The following is a 21,712-nucleotide window of genomic DNA, read 5'->3' on the forward strand; positions in this document are numbered from 1 at the left end:
ACGGGTTCCGCCGCGCGACGCCGATTCGGAGGATCTCGCGGACTTCGCCTTCGACGGGGATTTGGACGATTGCGGGGAACGGGAGGATTTCGCGGACTTCGACGATTTCGCGGACTTCGAGGACTTCGACGATTTCGACGATGAGCGCGAGGATGATGCCGACGACTTGCCCGAACGGCCGCCCGAGCGCACACGCCCGTCGCCGTCCCGCACCTCGGACCGCGCCCCGGACGCGCGTCTGAGCAGTTCGCGCCGGGCGTCAGCCTTCGCCTCATCGGGCGTGAGATATTCATCTCGGGTTCGTTTCGCCACGCGGCCTCCCTTTCGACTGCCACCACCTTACCGCGGGGAGACGCCGCCCCGAATCGATGCCGACCGCAACGCAACACGTGATGTGCATCACCGGCACGGAACCGTGTACAATGAATTGCCGTTGCCCTGGTAGCTCAGTGGATAGAGCACCGCTCTCCTAAAGCGGGTGTCGTCGGTTCGAATCCGATCTGGGGCACTCACACCCCTTGGAACCATTGGGATTCCAAGGGGTTTCGCTTTTGTTGCCTTCGTTGCCGGAGGCACTGGGGCGCACCCGCGGTGTGGCACTGCGCGTTCATGCAATGCGCGTTCATGCAATCAGCGGAGCGAAAACGCAGGAGGGGAGCAGCCCTCCCCCTCAACTCGCATCGCCCCGTTTTCCGGGTTGAGTGCGAGAATCGTGCTGTCCCTCAACCTGTTTAGTCTCAGCGGATAGTTGACGCATGTCTCGGGGCATGGTTGACTTCCCCTCAACCTGCATCAGCTCGCTTTCCGGGTTGAGTGCGAGAAATCGACTTCCCCTCAACCCGTATCAGCCCGCTTTTCAGGTTGAGTGCGAGGACGATTCGCCACGCAACTCCGCAAACGGCAGAATCACGGTTGAGTGGCGAAACCTCACAAACCCACAATCCTTGGAAAATAGCGGTTTTGCGCGAACGCGGCCCACACGGGCCATGCCCCGACCCGGAACCAAGCTCTCCCTCAACCCGCAAACCCGCCTCCACAAGGTTGAGGGAGAGCCCAATCCTCGCACCCAACCGGGAAACAGGCCTCCACGAGGTTGAGGGAGATTCCTGAGGTGGAAGACAGGTTGAAGGGAAGACTTGAAAGGAAACCTCGAAAGAACGAACTGAAAGAACGAGCCGAAAGAACGAGCCGAAAGAACGAACTGAAAGAACGAACTGAAAGAACGAACTGAAAGAACGACCTGTCAAGAACGAACTGTCAAGAACGACCTGTCAAGAACGACCTGTCAAGAACGACCTGTCAAGAACGACAGGTTGAGGGAGAGCCCTGAGGGAGCCTGATTCTCCTCTCAGGGCTCTCGCTCAACCGTGAAACGGGCCCCCACGAAGGTCAGCGCGGAATCGTCACTTCGCCGTATCCGCCGCAGCCGCCGCCGCAGCCGCCGACGCGGCCGCCGGCGGAACCGCAGTCCCCGACTCCCCACGCTCGCCGGAGTCCCCCGGCCCCTTCAGTCCGTCGGCCATCGCCTTGCCGGCCATGTGGCCGCCGAGCGCGCCGCCCAGCAGCGTCTTCAGGTCGAGGCCGACGCTGTTGGACAGGCCTTCGCTGATCTGGCTCAGCGCGTTGGTGGTGTCGCCGACGAGTTTCGTGGTGTTGCCGTCGCCGTACATGGTGATCGTGTCGACCTTGGCGAGAGGTTCGGCGATGGCGCGCGCGATCTCCGGCATGATCTGGATGTACTGCTGGGCGATGATGAGCTGGTTGTTCATCGCGTTGTACGCGTGGCCCTGCGCCTCGATGCCGGCCGCCTCGCCTTCGCCCTTCGCCTTGAGCGCGGCGCCTTCGGCCTCGCCCTTGACGCGCGTGGCCTGCGCCTGCGCGTCGGCGGTCGCCTTGACGGCCTCCGCCTCCTGACGCTGCCGGTACAGGTCGGCCTCGGCGGTTTTCTGCGTCGTGTACAGTTCGGCGTCGGCGCGCTGTTCGGCGGCGTAGCGGTCGGCTTCGGCCTGCTTGCGCACGGTCGCGTTGAGCTCCTTCTCCTTGACGGCGGCCTGACGGTCGGCGAGTTCGATGCGACGCTCCTCGGCGGCGATCTCGGCGTCCTGCTGGGCGATGTTGAGCTCCTTGGTGCGTTCCGCCTTGGTGATCTCGTACACCATGTCGGCCTTGGCCTTCGCGTTGTCGGCGGTGGTCTTGAGCTCGGCCTGCTTCAGGTCGAGCTGGTTCTGACGTTCGGCGACCTGCTGGTCGGCGGCGATGCGCGCGAGCTGCGCGTCGCGGCTGATCTGGGCGGCCATGTCGGCGCCCATGTCGCGGATCACGCCCTGGCCGTCGGCGAAGTCCTGCACGTTGAACGTGACGAGTTCGAGGCCCAGCGCCTCCATGTCGGCGCGGGCCGCGGTCGCCACGGTCTCGGAGAACTCGTCGCGGTTCTCCATGAGCGTGCGCAGCTCGGTCTTGCCGATCGCCTCGCGCATCTTGCCGAGCAGCACCTGCGTGACGTCGGCCATCATGCGTTTCTTGTCCTGGTTCAGATAGTTGCGTGCGGCGATCTCCAGCGGGTCGCGTTCGACGCCGTCGTGTCCGACGAACCGGTCGACGCCGATCTGGAAGTTCGCGACGGCGCTCACGTCGATGAGGATCGCGTCCTTCGTGGGGATGGGCGTGTCCGTATGCAGTTCCGACTGGACGACGCCGAGCGACAGCCAGTCGCGCCGGTAGAGGAACGGGATGATGATGGCCGCCTTGCCGGTCACGAAACGACGCCCGCCGGGGCCGGTGATGACGAGCACGCGGTCGGTGGGCGCGACCGTGTAGCAGGCGCACGCCAGTACGATCAGGACGATCACCACGGGGACGATGACCCACAGCGGGCCGAAATGCAGCATCTCGAACATGAGCGGATTCCCTTTCCTGTCGTCGCACGGCACCGCTGCCGCGACATCCGTTCGCCCATGGCCGTCCCGTGTGGCGCGACGGCGGGCGTCTCACTCACGATGATACCCGCCGCGCCGCGCCGCCGCCGCACGGTGTATCGTCGTAGCAATACCCGCAGCCGCCGCGACGGCGAATACGTCGCGGCGGCGCGAACGAAGGGAGGCCGACGATGGCCGATGGAACGACGAACGCAGGAACGAACGCGACCGCAACGAAGACGAAAGCCGGAACGACCGGCGCGGCGAGCTGCGGCACGGTGACCGCGCTGGAACTGGGATTGCCGGACCGGTCGGCGATACCGGCGGCTAAAGGCACGCTGCCGAAGGCCCTGTTCGCGGGGAAGGGTCCGATCTCGAACACGCTGAAGCAGCATCTCGTGCACGCGGTCGCGTCGATCCACATGCTCGCGCTGCTGCGTCCCGCGAACGCGGGCGTCGCGGCGGGCTCGCGCGTGAAGGAGATCCTCGTGCTCGGACTGCGGCTCAACGGCGTGGACGCCGCGATTCCCACGGACGTGGTGGAGCATGTCGCGGCGCAGCGGCCGGGCAGCGGCGTGCTGTTCGTCTGCGTGCGCGACGGCCATGCGCCGGCTGTCGGCGGCGACGCGGCGAACGCGGCCGCCGACGGCGCGGACGCGACCGTCGAGCAGTGCGCGCTCGCCGTACGCCGCAAGGTGCCGGGGCGTCCCGGCCATACGACGCAGTACGCCGTACATGTCTCGGATTGGGCGGATCCGCGCGACCTGCTGTTGGAGATCACGGGCGACACGATGGATGACGCGTGGGAGTCGCTCTGCTCGCAGGCGATCCTCGGCACCGCCGACCACGCCGACCTGGACGCGCGGCTGGTCGCCCGCGACCGCGTGGTCGCGCTGCGTGCGCAGGAGGCGAAGCTCGTGCGCGACCACGGCCGCGCGAAGAACCCCGCGCAGCGCAACGAGGCGTTCGCGAAACTCGCCAAGGTGCGCGCCGAGCTGAAGCGCCTCGGCGCGTGACAGCATGGCGTGCGGCGACGCGGGACGGGAACCGTTCGGACTCCCGTCCCGCTATCTCCTCGCGTATGATGCGAGCCTGTATCTGCGATTCCTGCTGGATGGCGGCGCGGTAGCGGTCACCAGACCGGCGGCGATGAGACCGCGTAGGAGTTTGCGCACTGACGGCAATCCCCTGCCGGTCATCTCGACGATCTCACGAGCGCTCAAGGTCTTCGAGGAGGATAACGCCTCCAGCAGTTCGCGTTCCGCCATGGACAGACCATTGACCTGAACGCATGCGGAAGGTTCGGATCCGATCGGACGTTCACCCCCATCGATCAACATGTATGCGCCGCCGACGAGTTGCACCAACTCCTTGTCGACCAGACCCGTCAGTATCCGGCGGATGTCGTCGGAATCGATGCGTAGCGACGCGTGGAGCTGTCCCACGGTCATCGCACCCCGTTGTCGGAGCAGCAGGATGATGGTTTGCTCGTACCGATCCAATCCGACTTGCAGGTTCTCCAACCATTGACGGTTCCGCTGATATTCGACCCCGTAGCGGGCCAAGGTCACCTTGAAGCGATCGGGACCGGCCTCGAACTTCGGAGCACCCAGCGCCCTCGACGCCATCTCCCGGATGATCAGAGGGATCCCCGTGCCTCCGCCTTCCACGGTCACGGCACCTTCTCGGGAGTATGGGATCCTGTGCATGAGCTGTACGAGCGTGGTGTTGCGGCACCGCGATATGCCGTTCGCGATGGTCTCCAACGTCACGCCGCCCCACAGTCCTCCGGGATTGGACACCTCCACACGGTCGGGATATACGTCGACGGCGACGGACTCTCCCGTGAACCGGGAATCGTACTCGCGGTGGATCACCGCGTTCGCGATGGCTTCGCGCAGCACCTCTTTGGGAATCTCCGTGTCCGTTCTGGCGCCTGCGCCAACCACGAATGTGGGAGAGCGCAGGTTCTTGGCCACGGTCTCGACGGCCTGGTCTATGGCTTCGGGCATGTTGCCGTCGCACAGCACGCGATCGACGAACCGAGGACCGTCGGGATCCGACTTCCGGATGTCGGGATGCACGGACACGTCGATGAGCAGTTTGGGATAGTACTGCTGCGGATACTGGCCTGCGGCCAGCAGACCTGCAAGACGAATACGTCCACTGTTGTCGGTCATGTTCAGCCGAGCCATACGTTCGGCGCGGCTGGTCGTCCCGCGCAACGCCTTCGAGCCCTCGTGGACCGTGATGATGCGTTCCACCGCCTCGTCATTCAGATCGGCCGTCGTGGCCTCGGGCACGATGCCGCGATCAGCCGGACTCGGAAGAGTGGCGTTCTCGAACTCGAACACCTCGGTAGCGGTCAAACGGATATCCTTGTCGTCCATACGCCGATACCCGCCCGATTTCGGCCCCTTCGCCGTCACATAGCAGGGCTTGTCCTCAACCGGATTCTCATGGATGTCGACCACCAGGAACGGCCGCCCATCATACTCACAACGTGCAATCTCGTATTCGGGAGGATTCGTCAGCCGGGCACCCTGCGGGTTCCCGTCCCCCATGCCTTCCATGAGCTTCGAGACGATGCGGTTCTGATCGAACCCGTCGACGGGGCGGAACCCGTCCTTCTCGCTGATGCCCAGCAACAGGGTGCCGCCGGACGTGTTCGCGAACGCGCTTACGCTCTCCCATACGCTGTTGCCGATATCCGTCGTGCAGGACTTCGCCTCGAAGCGCCCATCGTCATTGCCTTGACGCCGCAGACGCTCCAGCACCCGTCCTATGTCGTCATCGGTCCACATCGGTGTCTCCATTCCTCATCATCGTCGCCCGGCTATCGTCACTTACCCCTCAGTGTACCCTCAGTTACCATCACTTACCCGCTCACTCACCGTTTTAGGTAAGTGACGATGCCACTGACAGTCAGCGAGCATGCGATCACAGCCAAGCGAGACCGGGCAACAGTCGGCCCACCGGCAGATACCGTTGCCGTATGCATAGGCGATATATAAGCCAATACATATGAGATGCCTCTTACCTATATATAAAGGTGTCCCACCCGACGCGGATCGGATGGGACACCTTGGTTGGAAGGAAAGGTCAGGACGTCACTCGGACTTGGATTCGCCCTGTTCGGCGGCCTGCGCGGCGGACGCCTCGGCGGAGGCGATGATGTCCTCGGCGGGGACCGGGTTGAAGTGGTCCCAGACGAAGAACACGATGCCGGCGAGGAACATCAGCGCGCCCGTCCACAGGTTGATGGGCAGTCCCGTGGTCTTGGCCACGTCGGCGGCCGGGTCGATGAGTCCGACGGCGAACACGACGACGCCGTAGACGACGAAGATCATGCCGAGGATGCGGCGCAGGTCGGAGCGATGCGTGGAACGCACCATCTCCTCCTTCTCAGCCTCGGTGAAGTACTCCTTCTTCGCGGAAGCCGGTTCCGCGGACGCAGCCTGCTGCTGCGAGGTTTCCTGAGTCATAATCACTCCTCACAAATGCTTGTTGACTGTTTCTGCGGTGCGGATCAGAAGAAGATCGCGTACTGGATGACGCTGATGACCAGGGCGAGGATGCCCAGGAAGATGGTCACGTGGTTGTCCTTGCGTTCCTTCTCGACGGCGGCCGTGCGGGCGGCCTTGTCGAGGGTCTGGCCCTTGTCGTGGGCCTCGGCGTCCTCCATGATGTCGTAGCGGAAGTACTTCATGCCGCCGGTGGCGAAGGTCAGGCCCTCGATCTCGGAATCGGCCTTCGGCTTGGTGAACAGGCTGACCACGATGGCGACGACCATGGCGGAGGCCAGGGAGATCTCGGCCTGGTACAGGGTGCCGGAGGTGGCGGTCGGGAAGATCGGGTTGCCGGCGGCCACGGACTGGAGGTACCACAGGTAGACGCAGAACGGCGCGATGATGCCGACCACGTAGCCGGCGGTGGCGCCGGCCGGGGTGATGCGCTTGAAGAACAGGCCGAGGATGAACACGGCGAACAGCGGCGAGTTGAAGAAGCCGAACAGCACCTGCATGTAGGTCATGATGTTGCCGAACTGGGACGCCACGAACGCGGTGCCGACGGAGATGAGCACGCCGACGATGGTGATGATGCGGCCCGCCTTGAAGTAGTAGCTGTCCGGCTTGCCGGGCTTGATGTAGTCCTGCAGCAGATCGTAGGTGAACACGGTGTTGAACGAGGAGACGTTCGCGGCCATGCCGGCCATGAACGAGGCCATGAGGCCGGTGACGGCGATGCCGAGCACGCCGGACGGCAGGTACATCTGGATGAGCTTCGGGATGGACTCGTTGTAGGTGAGCGCGCCGGAGGCGAACTGCTTGGAGAGCACGGCGGCCGCGATGCAGCCGGGGATGATCACGAGGAAGCCGACGAACAGCTTCGGGAAGCAGGCGTAGATCGGGGTGCGGCGGGCGGCGGTCATGTCCTTGGCGGAGAAGGCGCGCTGGACCTCGGTGAAGTTGGTGGTCCAGTAGCCGAAGGAGATCACGAAGCCGAGGCCCATGACGATGGTGAACCAGTCGGCGCCCATCGGGTTGGTGACGTTGCCGATGCCGGTGCCCTGCCAGGCGCTCAGGTGCAGGTCGCCGATGCCCGGGGTCGCGGCGAGCGAGGTCTTGAGGCCCTCCCAGCCGCCGATGTTGCGCAGGCCGACGACGGTCAGCGGGATGAGCGCGGCGAGGATGACGAAGAACTGCATGACCTCGTTGTAGACGGCGGACTTCAGGCCGCCGAGGTACGTGTAGACGAGCACGATGACGCCGGAGAAGATGATGGCGGAGATCTGCGACCAGCCGAGCATGGCCTCGATGATGATGGCCATGGCGTACAGGTTGATGCCGGAGATCAGCAGCGTGGAGGTCGCGAAGCACAGCGAGCAGACCAGATGCGCGCTCTTGCCGAAGCGGCGGTACATGAACTCGGGCACGGAGCGCACGCCGGAGCCGTAGTAGAACGGCATCATGAAGATGCCGAGGAACACCATGGCCGGGATGGCGCCGATGATGTAGTAGTGCAGGGTCGACATGCCGATCTGGGCGCCGTTGGCGGCCATGCCGAAGATCTCGGTGGCGCCGAGGTTGGCGGCCATGAAGGCGATGCCGGTGATCCACGCCGGCATGGAGCGTCCGGCGAGCAGGAAGTCGGTGCTGGACTTCATGCGACGGCCGGAGATCCAGCCGATGGCGATGACCACCACGAAGTAGAAGACGAGAATCGCGTAGTCGATGGGCTGCAGATTCAGCTTGATGCCGCTGTCCGCGGCCGCCAACACTGTCGTCGGCATTGGTTTCCTCCCTCTTTGGACCGGATGCGCGTCTGCCGCATCCGGACTCCATTGTGTTTGTAACCGCTTACACGACGGCGCGCATGGGAAGACGCCCGGCGTTGCAGCCGGCCGTTGCTCCATGGTTCTCGTCGGGAAACGGTCGCATCCATCCGTCCGGTTCACGCTGCACCGGACTGTTTCGACGTTGCTTTAACCTAGTACGATTTCGATGTCGCGCAACCGCTTTTCCCGGGCGTTCCAGGGGGTTTTGATAACCATTCGGTAACACCGTTCCGCGCCGACATGCCGACGATTCCGAGATTCCCCAATGTTTCCAAGGTTTTCCGTCGCCATCGACGATTCGGCCCCGAGACGCGTCCTTGGGCGCCCCGGGGCCGAATTGCAATCAAACTGTTATCTTGGCGCGTGTGTGAGCGCGCACAACGGGCTTGCCGCCGCGTCGTGGCCACGTCATCGCCGCGCCGCCGCCGCATCGTCAGAAGCCGAGGCGCGTGCGGCCGAACTGGTCGAGCCAGCGCAGGATCGCGCCTTCGCGCAGCGCCCACGGGCAGATCTCGATCTCCTCGATGTCGAGCGCCTTCATGATCTCGTCGGCCACGATGCCGCCGCCGACGATCTGCAGCGTGCGCTCCGGCGTGATGCCCGGCAGGGCGACACGCTGGTCCGGTTCGATGGCGGCGAGGCGCGGGATCCAATCCTCCAGCTGCTCGCGCGTCATGATCATCGTGTCCTCGCGGCCCGGCTGGCGCAGCACGGCGCCGGCGAGGCGGGCGAGCGAACGGAACGTCTTCGACGTGCCGACCGCATGGTTCGGATGCTTCGACTTGGGGAACGCCTCGACCATCGGCTCGAGGATCCGGCGCACCTGCCTGCGCGCCTCGTCCAGATCATCGGACGTGGCGACGCCTTCAGGCAGGAACTCCTTGGTGACGCGGCCCGCGCCCGCCGGCACGGACAGCGCGACCGTCGGCTCCTCGTCGGAGCCCATCGCGACCTCGAGCGAGCCGCCGCCGATGTCGAGCATGAGCAGCCGGCCCGCGTCCCAGCCGTACCAGCGGCGGGCGGCGAGGAACGTGAGCCTCGCCTCGTCGGTGCCGGACAGGACCGTCACGCCCTAGCCGATGCGCTCCTCAATCTTGCGCAGCACCTTGTTGCCGTTCGGCGCCTCGCGGATGGCGCTGGTGGCCATCGCGAGCAGCTGCGTGATCTCGTATTCCTCGGCGAGCTTCATGCCCTCGTCGACCGCTTCGAGGATCGCCTCGATGCCGGCCTTCTTGATCGAGCCGTCGTCCTTCAGGTACTGCATGAGGCGCACGGTGGTCTTCGTGCTGGCCTCCGGGTCGGGGCGCGCGCCGGGCGCGGCGTCGACGATGAGCATGTGGATCGTGTTCGAGCCGATGTCGAGCACGCCGAGTCGGGTGGTGTGCGAACGCAGGTTGACCATGTGCGGTGCCGTTCCTTTTGATGTATGTCGATGTGTCGGTGTGTCGTTTCGTGCCGTATTCCGTCGTGCGGCGTCACGCGTGCAGCGTGGGCAGCCAACGGCCGAGCCGGTCGAGGCCTTCGGCGAGCGCCTCGCGCGACGCCGCGTAGCTCAGGCGCACGTGCGTGTCGGCGGTGGCGGCGCCGAAGTCGCGTCCCGGCGTGAGCGCGACGTGCGCTTCGTCGAGGGCGCGTTCGCAGAACGTCCACGCGTCGAGTCCGGTGGACGTGATGTCGAAGTACGCGTAGAACGCGCCGTTCGGTTCGACTTCGACGGGCAGGCCGATGCGCTTGAGCCCGTCGATGACGATGCGGCGGCGTGCGAGCAGCTCCTGGCGGCGGCGTTCGCATTCGGCGAGGCTGTCTTCGGTGAAGCAGGCGAGCGCCGCATGCTGGGTGGGCGTGTGCGCGCACAGGTAGTAGTTGGTGGCGAGGTCGTCGACGGCCTTGAGGACGGCGTCGTCGTCGGGGATGACGGCCCAGCCGAGGCGCCAGCCGGTCATGCCGAAGAACTTGGAGAAGCTGTTGCATACGATCGCGTCGTCGTCGCAGGCGAGCACGGAGCGGATCTCGGTGCCGTCGGGTTCGCGGTCGGCGAGGTCGATGTACGTCTCGTCGACGATGCGCCACGCGCCGTGCCCGCGCGCGTAGTCGCACACGCCCCTGAGTACGTCGAAGTCGATGGTCGTGCCGGTCGGGTTGGACGGCGAGGTGATCATCACGGCCTTCGTGCGGTCGGTCCAGTGGGCGGCGACGAGGTCGCGGTTGAGGTGGAAGCGCGTGGCCGCGGAGGTGGGTACGTCGATGACGTTGCCTTCGAAGCTGTTGATGAGTTCGCGGTTGCACGGGTAGGAGGGGTCGGCGACGATCACGTCGTCGCCCGGGTCGACGGTGAGCGCGGTGGCGAGCAGGAGCGCCGCCGATCCGCCGGAGGTGATGATGATGCGCCTCGGGTCGATGTCGAGGTCGTGGCGTTCGCGGTAGAAGCGGGCGATGGCCTCGCGCAGTTCGGGCAGGCCCATGGCGGCCGTGTACGGCAGGGCGCGGCCGTCGTACTGTTCGCGCATCGCGTCGCGCACGGCGGGCGGCGCGCCGAAGTCGGGTTCGCCGAGGGAGAGTTTGATCACGCTCACGCCGTTGGCGATCATGCGGTCGGCCTTTTCGCCGAACACCATGGCGCGGAACGGCTGCGCCTCGCGGGCGCGGCGGGACATCACGGGGGATGCGGGGGTCGTCTGTTCGGGCTGCTTTGCTTCTCCAGTCATATCGCCCGTTGTATCGGCAAGACGCGACACGCGCGCCCCGCGTCCCGAGTGGTGGGACGCGGGGCGCGGGTCAGCGGCGGCGGGCCAGCGTCCAGCCGAGCAGGGCGAGCGGCACGGCGCATGCGGTGAACAGGGCCGGCAGAAGCATGCCGACGTGCGGGCCGGACGCGTCGAGCACGACGCCGGCGACCGACGAGCCGAACGACGTACCGACGGTGCCGGCGGTCGTCACCCAGCTCAGCCCTTCGGTGAGGCTTTCGGCGGGTACCAGGTCCTTGACGATGAGGTTGCCGGTGGTGAACAGCGGGGAGACGACGAGTCCGGCCACGATCTCGATGACGCCGAGGAGGATGAGATCGTCCATCGCGAGGCGGAATCCCACGTAGCCGACGACGAGCAGGCTCAGGAACATCACCATGTGCGCCCAGTGGGAGCCGCGGAACGTGCGCGAGCCGAACACGATCGCGCCGATGCACGAGCCGACGGCGAACATGGCGAGCTGGAGGCCGAGGAACCGTTCGAGTCCCATGCCCTTCATCGTGGCGGTGACCGACACGTCGAACGAGGTGAAGCTCATGTTGAACACGAGGAACACGACGAGCAGCGGCAGCACGCCGCCGTAGAGGAGCGCGCTCTTCGGCTTGGCGCCCTGGCGTCGCAGCCGGTCGAGGGACAGGCCGTCGGCGGTCGCGGCGGGGGCGTTGGCGGAGGTGCCGGGGACGCCGCCCGTGACGTGCGGGGCCTCCGTGGACGCGGCGACGTCGATGGTCTCGACGATGGCGGGCGGCTGCGTGGATTTCAGCGAGAAGAAGACCGCGCCGCCCACGCCGCAGGCGATGGTGGGCACGAACAGCTGGCTGACCGGGTGCACGCTGGTGGCGAGCCATGCGGCGAGGATCGGCCCGAGGATGAACACGACCTCGTCGATGGCGGCCTCCAATGCGTACGCGGTGTTGAGCAGCGCCTCGCCGTCGCCGCGGCCGCGCAGCGCGTACGCCCAACGGGTGCGCACGAGCGCGCCGAACGAGAATTGGGTGAGGCCCATCACGACGGCGAGCGCGAACAGCAGCGGGATCGGCACGCGCACCAGCGCGGCGAACGCGAACGCGAGCATCGCCGCGACCTGCACGGCGAGCGCGAGGCGTCCGACGCGGCGCTGCCCGAACCGGTCGAACAGGCGCGCGTAGAACGGGGTGACGCAGGAGAGGGCGAACACGTAGGTGGCGCTCATCGTGCCGGCTACCGTCCAATTGTCGTACAGATGGTTGAGGGCGAGCACGATGCCGAGGCTCATCATGGAGATCGGCAGTCGCGCCACCGCGCCGGAGACGCAGAACGCCTTCGTGCCGGGGATGGAGAAGAGGCGTGCGTACGGCGAACGCGGCTTCACGGCCGCGGCCTCGCTCACGCGGTCACCTCGCCTTCGTAGATGTAGATATCTTCTCCATCCCCCACGTGTTCGTCGGGGTGGTCCTTGGCGTAGCGTTCGGCGACGCGGGCGAGGCCCTTGTGCTCGTAGAAGCCGACGTCGCAGCTGGAGTCGGTGTGCAGGTAGTAGCGGGACGCGCCGGCTTCGGCGAACGAGGCGAGCAGGTTGCGCCAGAGGGTGCCACCGACGCCGTGCCCGCGTGCGGCGGGGGCGACGACGAACAGTTCGAGTTCGGCGGGGGTACGGTCGTTGATGGCGATGTCGGCTTCCATGCGTTCCTCGACCGCATGCCAGGCTTCGGTGCGGGCGAGCGCGTCCGCGCCGGCCGGCGTGGCGTCGAGTGCCGCGTTGACGCGGGCGAGTTCGCCGGTCACCTGGGGGAAGAGCACGGGCAGTCCGGCCACGCGTGACAGGGTGACGCCGAGGAACGTGCCGTCGGCCTTTTCGGCGATCTCGCCGCGCGTGGCGGGTTCGAGGTAGTGGAGGACGAAGTGGCGCGAGGTGAGCCGGGCGATGTGGGGGTCGCCGGGTTCGTCCACGCCCCATGTGGCGTAGAACGCGTCGACGATGGCGTCGAGGTCGTTCCAGGTGACGGCGCGGTAGGTGACGTCGGAGCCGGGGACGGCGGCGTGACGCGCGGTGTCGACGGCCGTGGTGCCGTGTGTTGCGGTGCTGGTGGTTGCGGTGCTGGTCGCAGCCATGGTTGCTTCACTCCTTTTGCATCGGTGGTGTCGTGGAGCACGTGCGCCCGCCCACACATGCCTGCACGAGGGTAGCGGTCTCCCGCCGGCGAGACATTCACGGCGCGTTCCAGCCGCGGGACCCGCTGTCGCCGGATGCCGCACGTGGCGTCTGCGCGTCGCGCGGCATCCTGCCCGCGGTCGTGCCGCGGGTCGGCGATGGGTCTAATCGTCGTCGGTGTGCTCGGGGATTCCGGAGCTCAACTCGGCAATGATCTCCTGTTCGGTTTTCTCTTCGGCGCGCAGCTCGCGGAGCTTCGCGTCGGGTTCACTCACATAGTAGAGAGCGGCGTCGATGCTGTCCAACGGCACGTGCTCCATCGCCGACAGCAGAAGGCGGTACAGGTCGAGCTGCACGAGCTTGTCGGCCACATCCTTGGGTTTGCGCGGACGGCGTCCGGTCTTCCAGTCGATGACGGTGTACCGTTTCGTCGCGTCGTCCGGGTCGAGGCCGCCGAGGAACACGGCGTCGAGTTTGCCGTTGGCGATGATGCCGTCGAGTTCGGGCAGGGCGACGACGAGCTGTCGTTCCGCCCACACCGGCGTGCGTCGCGCCCACGGCGATTCGGCGAGCCGCCGCTGCCAGGCGACGAGTTCCTGTTCGACGCGGGTGATCCGGCGCGTGGCGTGACGGTCGCCCCCATCCGCTTCGGACGCGCCGTCCGTGCCGGATGCGCCGGATGCGCCGGATGCCAGCGTCCGTTCCCGATGTTCCAGATCGGCGAGCATCGCATGACGGTCCATGATCGCGCCGGTGTCGGTCTCGATGCCGCTTCCCGTGGCGGATCCCGTATCGGCCCCGGCATCGATCGCCGCGTCGATGAATCGTTCCGCCCACGCGTGGAACCGTGTGCCTGCGGAGGCTGCGGGCGAGGCGATGGACGGGATGGGGCGCACGATGCCGCGCCAGTAGCGTCGTTCCTCCCGCTCCCCCATGTCCGCCGCACGGGCCTGCAACCGGGTGACGCTCTGCCGCGACCCGGCGAGGATGCGCTGCGCCTGCGATTTGACCCGCTCGTCGAGGGACGAGTCGTCGAGCACGCCCGACATGAGGTCGCCGTCGGCGACGAGCAGGCGCGCCTTGTCGAGCAGCATGCCGCGCGCCGGGTCGTCCGGCGAAGGCCCGCCCGGCGCTTCGGAGGTCTCCGCGCCGGCATCCGTATCGTCCGACATGGTCCGCGCGCGCATCGCGGCGCGGACGGCCCTCGCCGCCGCGAGCAGCGAGGAGGCGGTCACACCGCCCAGCGTGGACGGCCATGGCAGGGTGTCGTCCGTCGTCTCTTCGAGCGGCGCGTCCCATGCCTCGTCGATGACGGCGTGCGCGTATCCGTCGGCATGCTCGCCGGTGAAGAACCCGTCGGGTCGGGGGGCGCCGGTGGTCGCCGGCGTGCGTGGCGGTTCACCGGCGCCGTCCGGGGCATCGGCATCGGCGGGGGTCGCCGCGAAGACCGTGCCGTCGTGCGCGTGCAGGGCGTCATGGACCTCCAGCCAGAAGTTGGAGGGTTTCGCCATGCGGGGCTTCTCCCCCAGCACGGAGGGGTCACGCCCGGGTTCCCCGTTGCGGCTGTAGGTGAGCAGCGCGTCGCGCCGTGCGCGGGTCAGGGCCACGTACATGAGCCGTCGTTCGTCGGCGTGCAGCCGGCGGCCGTATTCCTCCTCCTGGGTGAGGTACCAGCCGTCCGGATCGACGTCGTTCACGCCGTCGCCGACGGCGCGCAGCGACCCGTAGACCTCGTCGTCGATGAGTTCCACGTCGTCCAACGCCCGCAACGCGTCCAGCGGGTCCGCGTCGGCGGGCGCGTCATGCGGGAACCGCGGCAGGATGCCCGCGTCGGCGCGCACCGGCACGGGCACCGCGGTCAGGTCGTCCAGCCATGTGGAGGCGCGTTCATGGTATTCGGGGGCGGTCCAGACGCCGTTCTCGACGCCGCCCGGGTGCGCGTCGTCGAGCGTGATGGCGAGATGGTCGCCTTGGCTGCTGGGGAACGCGCCTTCGGCGAGCCCCACCACGGCGACCGCATCCCATTCGAGGCCCTTGGACTGGTGGACGGTCATCAGCTCCACGTCGGCGTGCCGGTCGGAGTCCAATGCGGCGGTCTCGTCCTCGACGCTGCGCAGCGCGTCCACCCATGCCATGAACCCGCGCAGCGTGGGTGTGGATTCGGCCGCGATCTCGCTGGTGTACGTGTCGACCAGGTCGATGACCGTCTCCATGGGGATGCGGGCGACCGTCGGATCGGGAACCGCCGCACGGTTGCGCATGGCTTGCGCCACGACGGTGTCGATGTCGAGGTCGAGCGCCTGCACGGCCGCGCGCACCACGTCGGGCAGGGGGCGTCCGACCATGCCGCGCACCATGTGCAGCATGCGCGAGGCGTGCATGATCTCGCGCACGGAGGCGGCGTCGAAGCGTCCGCCGCGTTCGAGCATGCCGGGCAGATCGGGATCCAGCAGCAGGTCGGGCAGGAACACGGCGTTGGCGACGCCGTCACGATGCTCCCGGACGATGCCGGCGCGGTCGCGGCGCGGCGCGTCGGCAGGCGCGAGGCCGGCGGCGACGAGCGCCTGATAGCGCACCTCCGTGTTGGCGGCGTCGGCGAGCGCGGCGAGCTCGGCGAGCGTCGCCGCGTCGAGCCCGAAGCGCGGCGTGGCGAGCAGGCGCATGAGCGAACCGGAGTCGGTGTGGTCGGAGGCGACGTGCAGCAGGGCGAGCACGTCGCGGATCTCGGGCCGGTCGAGCAGCGCGGAATAGCCGACGACGAGCGTGCTCAATCCGGCCTGTTCCAATGCCTGCTGGTAGGCGGCCATGTGTTTCTTCGACCGGAACAGCACCGCGGTGGTGGGGGGCTTGTCCGGCTCGCCATGGTCGTTGACGGCGAGGGCGTGCCGGCAGAACCGTACGACGCCGTCGATCTCCTGGCCGAGCGTGTCGTAGCCGAGCACGCCGATCGTGCCCTGGGCTGCGTCGGGCAGGGTGTCGAGGGGCGCGACGTCGACTTCGCGCATCGTCGAGCTGCCGGCGCGTCGGGGCGTCTCGCGCAACGGCAGGGTCAGGTCGTTGGCGGCCTCCAACACGAGGCGCGAGTTGCGGCGGGTGACGCTCAGCTCGTAGGGGCGGCTGTTCTCCCGCATGCCGAAGTCCTGTTGGAACAGGCGGAACGCGCCCGGGCTGGCGCCTCGCCACGCGTAGATCGACTGGAACGGGTCGCCGACGGCGTTGACGGCCGTGCCGTCGTCGTGGAACAGGGTGGCGAGCAGGGCGGCCTGCGTGGTGGACGTGTCCTGGTACTCGTCGAGCAGCACGTGGCTGAACCGTTGCCGGTAGCGTTCGCCGATGGAGGGGAACCGGGTGACCAGCTGGTAGGCGGCGATGGTGAAGTCGCTGAACTCGGCCAGGTTGAGCCGTCGTTTCTCCCGCGTGTACGCCTCGACGAGGTCGAGGAGCGTGTCGCGTTGTTCGGCGGTGTCGGCGAGTTCGGCGCAGTGGAGCACGCAGGCGGCGTGCAGCCGCTCGTGGTATTCGTCGAGTTTCGCCGTCCATGCGGCGTCGCTGTCTTTCTTGAGCCGGCGCGGCTTGGTGAGTTTCGGGGGGTCCTCGGGGATCGGCTCGGAGCCGATGGCGTCGCGCGCCTGTGCGGCGAACGCGCCGTCCCATGCGCGTACGCGTTCGATGGCGGCGTCCATGTCGGTCACGCCGTGGCCGATCATCGCGCTGCCGATCGCTCCGGAGAGCGTGAGCACCTTGCCGGCGAGCGTGTTGAACGCGCCGAGGTCGTGCCCTCTGAGGCGGTCCATGTTCCGGTCGATGACGTTCGCGGCGAGCTGGAGCGCGCCCGCCTCGCTCAGCGGCTGCGTGTTCTGGTCGAAGCCGACGAGCAGACCGTACTGGCGCACGATGGATTGGAAGAACGCGTCGTACGTGTAGACGACGGGCTTGAGGAACATGCGGTCGCCGGCGGCGCGGATCGCCTCCGCCTGTTCGGCGGCTCCCTCGATGCCGGAGCCGCTGGGGGCGTTCCCGTCCGCATCGTCCGCCGATACGGCCGCGGACACGCGCGACAGCAGTTCGCCGGCGGCCTTGCGCGTGAACGTGAGGCCGAGGATCCGTTCGGGGGCGACGCCGCGGCGGATGAGTTCGATGATGCGGCGCGTCATCGTATAGGTCTTGCCCGATCCGGCGCCGGCGACGACGAGCACGTCGTCCGTCGCGGGCGCGTTGATGACGGCGGCCTGCTCCGGGCTGTCGGTGAATTTCGGTGTGCTGCTCATGCCTGCCTCGTTTCGTATACGGTGTCGACCTGACCGGCGCAGGCCGGGCATACGGTGCGCATGCGGCAGTATGCCAGATGCTGTGCGGTGGGTCGGGCGGTCAGGTGCGCGGATATGCTCGCGGACGCCGCGTAGAACACGCGGGCGATCATGGCGAGCGCCCACATCGTCTGCGTGCCCTGCAGGGCGGCGAACCGCTCCCATGCGCGCGGGTCGACGCCCTGTGGCGCTTCGGCGGGGATGGCGGGGACGTCCATGAGCTTCGCCGGGTCGCGGTAGTGGAACCGTTGCGTGAACGGCTCGACGTTCAGCGAGCCGCCGGTGAACAGGGGCGGCTGGAACAGTCCCTCGGGGGCGAAGCTCTGCGCCGGCGTCTCATGGGCTTCGACGTGGAACAGCGCGCTCTGCGCGACGGCCGGCGCGTCGAGGGGCCTGCAGACGGCATGCCGCCCGCGGCGGTCGTCCGTTTCCGGGAAGGCGAGTCCCAGCTGGTAGCACACGAGCTGCAGATCGTTGAACCGTTGCCTGGTGGACGGCACCTGGCCGGTCTTGTAGTCGATGAGCCGCACGGCGCGGCTCCCGTCGGCCATGACGCGCGTCTCCTTGCGGTCGATGCGTCCGGTGAGCCTGATGGTCAGGTCCTCGCGCATGCCTTCGGGCCAGCCGCCGACGAGCACGCCCATCATCGCCATGAGGTCGTGGCGGGTCACCGGCTCGACGCCGGGTACCGCATGGTAGGCGGCGAGGATGTCGTCGAGTCCGAACCGCGCGGCGAACTCCTCCTCGCAGGAGACCCGATCGAGGGAGCCCACGTCGAACTTGCCGTCGTTCGCTCCCAGATAGCCCGGCATGCCCGACCGCACGAAGTATGCGGCGAGGTTGGCGAGCGTGGCCTGCGCCTGCTCGTCCTTACGGATCGCCGCGTATCGGGCCGCCGGATCGTCGATGTCGGCCGGGTCGGGTTTCAGTCCGTCGTAGATCGCGACGAGCCGTCCGGTCACGGCCTCCAGACGCTCCTCCCGCGTGGCGTCGGCCATGAATCCGGGAAGATCCAGACCCTCCTCGCTCCCCTGTTGGGCGACCGCGTGGATGAGCGTGCCGAATCCCGTCGCCGCGCTGCCGGGGCGTGGGCCGGCGAACCGGTTCTCCAGCAGCCAGCACACCGGGCACTCCCAGAGCCGGTCCACCGCCGACGGGGACAGCGACACGACTGGTGCGTCGGCCGCCGCGTCCGGCGCATCGGGCGTATCCGTTTCGGCCGCCGCGTCCGGCGTGGCCGTCATGTCCGGAACCTCGTTCCCGCTCCGTTCGGCCGTGTGCAGGTACGCCCACTCGTCCGGGTCGGCGGCGGTGACGCCGTGTCCGGCGAGCAGGGCGAGCGCGGCCGCCGCGTCCCGCGCCTGCGGGGCGTCGGCCGGATGACGCGCGAGGATGATGCGCGCGGCGGCCACGAGCCCGCGCGGATCGCAGTCCAGTCCGGCGAGCGTGTCCGATTCCATATCCGTCGTGGAGTCCTCCCCCGTCGGAGCCTCCATGCCGCCCCTCCCCACTTCGGAGAACGACGGCTTGTCGGTACGGCCGAAGCATTCGGGCAGATACCCGTAGAGGAAGTCGGAGGGGGTCAGGTCGTCGCTGCTGACGGCGCTGACCGTCACCGTGCAGTCCTTCGGCGTCGGGCCCGCGGCACGCGTGAGCGCGTACAGGAAGCTCTTCTTCTCCCCGGCGAGCACTTCGCCCAATCGGGTGCCCTGCGCGGGGGCGGCGGCCCATGCCGCGTGGGCGTCGGGCCCGCGCAGGATGATGTCCGCAAGGTCCTCGCCGCCGAACATGGTGTTGCGTTCGGCGAGGTTGGGCCACACGTCCTGCTGCACGGCCGGCATCCACACGTGCCGCCAGTGGCGTCCGGCCGCGCCGGCCGGCGTGGTGAGGGTGACGGCCTGCTCCACCGGCTTCACGCGGGCGAGCGAGTCCGCTTCGATCTGCATGGACCGCATCTGCGCGATGAACGCGGCGATGTCATGCCCGGCGGTGCCGCCCTCCGCGTATTGGAACAGTCTCATGGCGACGTCCAGACGGTCGTTGGCCGCACGCCCTTCGGGCGTGTTGTCGAGCGCGCGCCGCTGCCACGCCCTCGCCACGCCGACGGCGTCCCATGCGGCGGCGAGCGCGAACTGCGGTTCATCGGATTCCAGCCGATCCAAGGCGGCGGCGACCTTGCCCACGAGCGTCCACAGGCGGATGAACGCCCGTGCCTGTGGGTCGGCGCCCAGCACCTGGTTGATCACGGCGAGCACCCGCATCGCGGGGGCGCGTGGATCGTCCACGGCGAGCATCGCGTATTGCGGTCCCAGGCCGAACGCCGGCGCGTCACCGCTGGCGTCGGAGCCGTCCGCGGCCGGCGCCGCGGCTGTGGGCTCCGGGTTCCCGAGCAGGGAGTCGTCGACCCGGACGTCGTCGTTTCCCGGCCACGCGGCGACGAGCGCGCGCCATGACGCCACCAGTCCGCTTAACGCGCCTTCGGCGTCGTCGTCATGGTCCGTATGGTCCGTGTCCGTGACGATCCGGGCGAGGGATTCCAGCGAGCGCATCGCCGCCTCGATCGGTTCCATGCGCCCCGGCACGCCTTCACCGGGCGTGGAGCCGATGGTGATCAGCGGGCTCGTCATCAGCGCGACGACGCGGGCGCGCGCATAGGCGGCGAGCGAACGCGGGTCCATCCCCGCCCCCGCAAGCCCTCGGCCGCGCAGACGAGCCAGTTCGATCAGGGCGAACAGACCCCGCACGAACGGCTCCTCGTTGAGGGGACGGGTGACGGACGAGTAGCGCACGGGCACGCCGTCCCTGCGCAGTCGTTCGCCGAACAGGCGCACGGTGCCGTTGTCGTGCGCGATGACGGCCATGTCGTTCCATGAGACCAGCCCGTCGAGATGCTCGTGCTTGATGCGCCACACCACGTCGTCGAGCTCCTCCCTGGGGCTGCGGTACAGCGCGCAGCGCAGCGACCCGTCCGCCGGCAGCGGCGACGCGCCGTCGAGCCGGCGGATCGGCCACGCCCCCTCGTGCCGGGGCAGTTTCCATGGGCGTTCGGGCAGCGGGACGGGATCCTCCAACGGCGAGGGGATCGACAGGGACACCCTCGCCGCGACGACGTCACGGTACGAGGGCGTCGCCGCGCCGGCCCCCGCACGGACCGCCGATCCCATGTTCAGGACGGCCGTCCCCGCGGCGATGGGGCCGTCCACGGCACGGGCGAACAGATACTCCGGGTAGGAGCCACGGAAGGTCTGCACCGCCTCGTCGGGGTCGCCGACGAGCACGAGACGCGCGCCCCGCCCCGCGGCCGCCTCCAGGAACCGCATGGCGGCGAGGGTGACGTCCTGGAAGTCGTCGACGACCAGCAGCTCGGGGACCTGCCCGCCGCCGCGATGCAGCACGTCCGCGGCCTCCACCAGCAGGCGGGAGGAGTCGAGACGGTATTCGCCGGGATATGCGGCCGCGACGGCGGCGACGTATTCGCGGCGCAACGCGAACGCCAGACGCCATTGCACGCGCAGCCGCTCGACGCGCGTGTCCCGGCCCTCGCCCGCCGATGCCTCCAGGGCGAGGAGCAGCTCCTCCTCCCGGTCGGCCGAAGCACCCACCTCGTCCATGCGCGCGAGCATGTCGCGCAGCTGGCCGACGAACTCCGCCGACACGCCCCGTTCGAGCAACGCCGCGGTGGGGACGCCGCCGGACCGCGACGCATCCTCCTCATCCGAGGGGAACGCCCCCATGGACGACGCCCAGTCCTCGGTCGCGAAATAGTCACGCAGCAGCATGCACGTCCCGCACACGTCGCCGGACTCGGCATGCGCGACATGGCCGGCGAGCACCCCCCGCAGCAGCGCGTCCTGCTCGGCGCCGTTGAGCAGCCTCGGGGCGGGGCTCCCCGAGGCGAATCGGTCGTCGGCGATGACGCGGAACGCCAGCGCGGCGAGCGTGGTGACCGGACGCACCTGCGCGGACGCGCCGATGCGGCGGATGACCTCGTCGCCGAGCTTGTCGGCGACGACGCGGTTCGCCACGGCCATCACCGCCCGGGCGTCGCCGAACGCGTCGAGGCCGCGCAGGAGCGCGTCATGGGCGAACCCGGTCTTGCCGCTCTGCGGCGCGCCGGCGACCAGCAGCGCGCGCCCGCCGCCCTCGCCGCCGCGAATCAGCTTGTCCAACGCCTCGTGGGCATCCATGTATCCAGTCATGGCTCCAGCCTAAACCGTGCCGGAAAAACCGGTAGATATATACCGGAAATTGCGCTCATCTCGCGTGTTCCAACGGTT

At 68.0% G+C, this 21,712-nt stretch carries 11 protein-coding genes, 1 tRNA gene and 1 pseudogene; 3 read left to right on the forward strand and 10 right to left on the reverse strand.

Going from position 1 to position 21,712, the window contains the following annotated elements:
- On the forward strand, positions 1 to 445 hold a 445-nt coding region (locus Uis4E_RS11940), incomplete at its 5' end, for a hypothetical protein (RefSeq protein WP_101622666.1).
- Positions 436 to 508: transfer RNA gene (locus tag Uis4E_RS08010), tRNA-Arg, on the forward strand. The genes Uis4E_RS11940 and Uis4E_RS08010, both read left to right, overlap by 10 nt.
- 895 nt (positions 509 to 1,403) lie before the next feature.
- Here Uis4E_RS08010 and Uis4E_RS08015 read toward each other — a convergent pair.
- Positions 1,404 to 2,897, reverse strand: coding sequence for a flotillin family protein (locus Uis4E_RS08015; protein ID WP_101622667.1), 1,494 nt, complete (start codon positions 2,895 to 2,897; stop codon positions 1,404 to 1,406).
- Between the two features lie 209 nt (positions 2,898 to 3,106).
- Between Uis4E_RS08015 and Uis4E_RS08020 the strand changes: the two genes are divergently transcribed.
- Positions 3,107 to 3,931 (forward strand): DUF4391 domain-containing protein, encoded by an 825-nt coding sequence (locus Uis4E_RS08020; RefSeq protein WP_101622668.1) that lies wholly within the window; start codon positions 3,107 to 3,109, stop codon positions 3,929 to 3,931.
- A 51-nt stretch (positions 3,932 to 3,982) separates the two neighbouring features.
- Here Uis4E_RS08020 and Uis4E_RS08025 read toward each other — a convergent pair whose 3' ends face one another.
- The 9 genes and pseudogenes from Uis4E_RS08025 to Uis4E_RS08065 form a co-directional block, all read right to left on the reverse strand.
- Positions 3,983 to 5,719, reverse strand: a complete 1,737-nt coding sequence (locus tag Uis4E_RS08025) for an ATP-binding protein (RefSeq protein ID WP_101622669.1) — start codon at positions 5,717 to 5,719, stop codon at positions 3,983 to 3,985.
- 306 nt (positions 5,720 to 6,025) lie between these two features.
- Positions 6,026 to 6,400 (reverse strand): hypothetical protein, encoded by a 375-nt coding sequence (locus Uis4E_RS08030; RefSeq protein WP_101622670.1) that lies wholly within the window; start codon positions 6,398 to 6,400, stop codon positions 6,026 to 6,028.
- A gap of 44 nt (positions 6,401 to 6,444) precedes the next feature.
- A complete protein-coding gene (locus tag Uis4E_RS08035; RefSeq protein WP_101622671.1) occupies positions 6,445 to 8,208 on the reverse strand; it encodes a sodium:solute symporter family protein in 1,764 nt (587 codons plus the stop codon).
- A gap of 478 nt (positions 8,209 to 8,686) precedes the next feature.
- Positions 8,687 to 9,655, reverse strand: a pseudogene (locus Uis4E_RS08040) (Ppx/GppA phosphatase family protein).
- A gap of 73 nt (positions 9,656 to 9,728) precedes the next feature.
- Positions 9,729 to 10,958 carry an aminotransferase class I/II-fold pyridoxal phosphate-dependent enzyme gene (locus Uis4E_RS08045; protein ID WP_101622672.1) on the reverse strand — a complete coding sequence of 410 codons (1,230 nt, stop codon included), beginning with the start codon at positions 10,956 to 10,958 and terminating at the stop codon, positions 9,729 to 9,731.
- Positions 10,959 to 11,028: 70 nt separating this feature from the next.
- Positions 11,029 to 12,366: an MFS transporter gene (locus Uis4E_RS08050; RefSeq protein ID WP_101622673.1), complete on the reverse strand. Its 1,338-nt coding sequence runs from the start codon at positions 12,364 to 12,366 to the stop codon at positions 11,029 to 11,031.
- Entirely contained in the window at positions 12,363 to 13,088 is a 726-nt protein-coding gene (locus Uis4E_RS08055; protein ID WP_101622674.1) for a GNAT family N-acetyltransferase, read from the reverse strand. Before Uis4E_RS08055 ends, Uis4E_RS08050 begins: the two co-directional genes overlap by 4 nt.
- A gap of 204 nt (positions 13,089 to 13,292) precedes the next feature.
- Positions 13,293 to 17,396 (reverse strand): ATP-dependent DNA helicase, encoded by a 4,104-nt coding sequence (locus Uis4E_RS08060; protein ID WP_101622675.1) that lies wholly within the window; start codon positions 17,394 to 17,396, stop codon positions 13,293 to 13,295.
- Positions 17,393 to 21,622 (reverse strand): PD-(D/E)XK nuclease family protein, encoded by a 4,230-nt coding sequence (locus Uis4E_RS08065; RefSeq protein ID WP_101622676.1) that lies wholly within the window; start codon positions 21,620 to 21,622, stop codon positions 17,393 to 17,395. The genes Uis4E_RS08060 and Uis4E_RS08065 overlap by 4 nt, the downstream gene beginning before the upstream one ends.
- Positions 21,623 to 21,712: the final 90 nt, after the last annotated feature.

Origin of the sequence: Bifidobacterium parmae, from assembly GCF_002860365.1 — a bacterium.
GTDB lineage: Bacteria > Actinomycetota > Actinomycetes > Actinomycetales > Bifidobacteriaceae > Bifidobacterium > Bifidobacterium parmae.

Coding starts and splice junctions, on each gene's coding strand:
- Uis4E_RS08015 (WP_101622667.1), bottom strand. CDS start 2,897: ATGTTCGAGATGCTGCATTTCGGCCCGCTGTGGGTCATCGTCCCCGTG.
- Uis4E_RS08020 (WP_101622668.1), top strand. CDS start 3,107: ATGGCCGATGGAACGACGAACGCAGGAACGAACGCGACCGCAACGAAG.
- Uis4E_RS08025 (WP_101622669.1), bottom strand. CDS start 5,719: ATGTGGACCGATGACGACATAGGACGGGTGCTGGAGCGTCTGCGGCGT.
- Uis4E_RS08030 (WP_101622670.1), bottom strand. CDS start 6,400: ATGACTCAGGAAACCTCGCAGCAGCAGGCTGCGTCCGCGGAACCGGCT.
- Uis4E_RS08035 (WP_101622671.1), bottom strand. CDS start 8,208: ATGCCGACGACAGTGTTGGCGGCCGCGGACAGCGGCATCAAGCTGAAT.
- Uis4E_RS08045 (WP_101622672.1), bottom strand. CDS start 10,958: ATGACTGGAGAAGCAAAGCAGCCCGAACAGACGACCCCCGCATCCCCC.
- Uis4E_RS08055 (WP_101622674.1), bottom strand. CDS start 13,088: ATGGCTGCGACCAGCACCGCAACCACCAGCACCGCAACACACGGCACC.
- Uis4E_RS08060 (WP_101622675.1), bottom strand. CDS start 17,396: ATGAGCAGCACACCGAAATTCACCGACAGCCCGGAGCAGGCCGCCGTC.
- Uis4E_RS08065 (WP_101622676.1), bottom strand. CDS start 21,622: ATGGATGCCCACGAGGCGTTGGACAAGCTGATTCGCGGCGGCGAGGGC.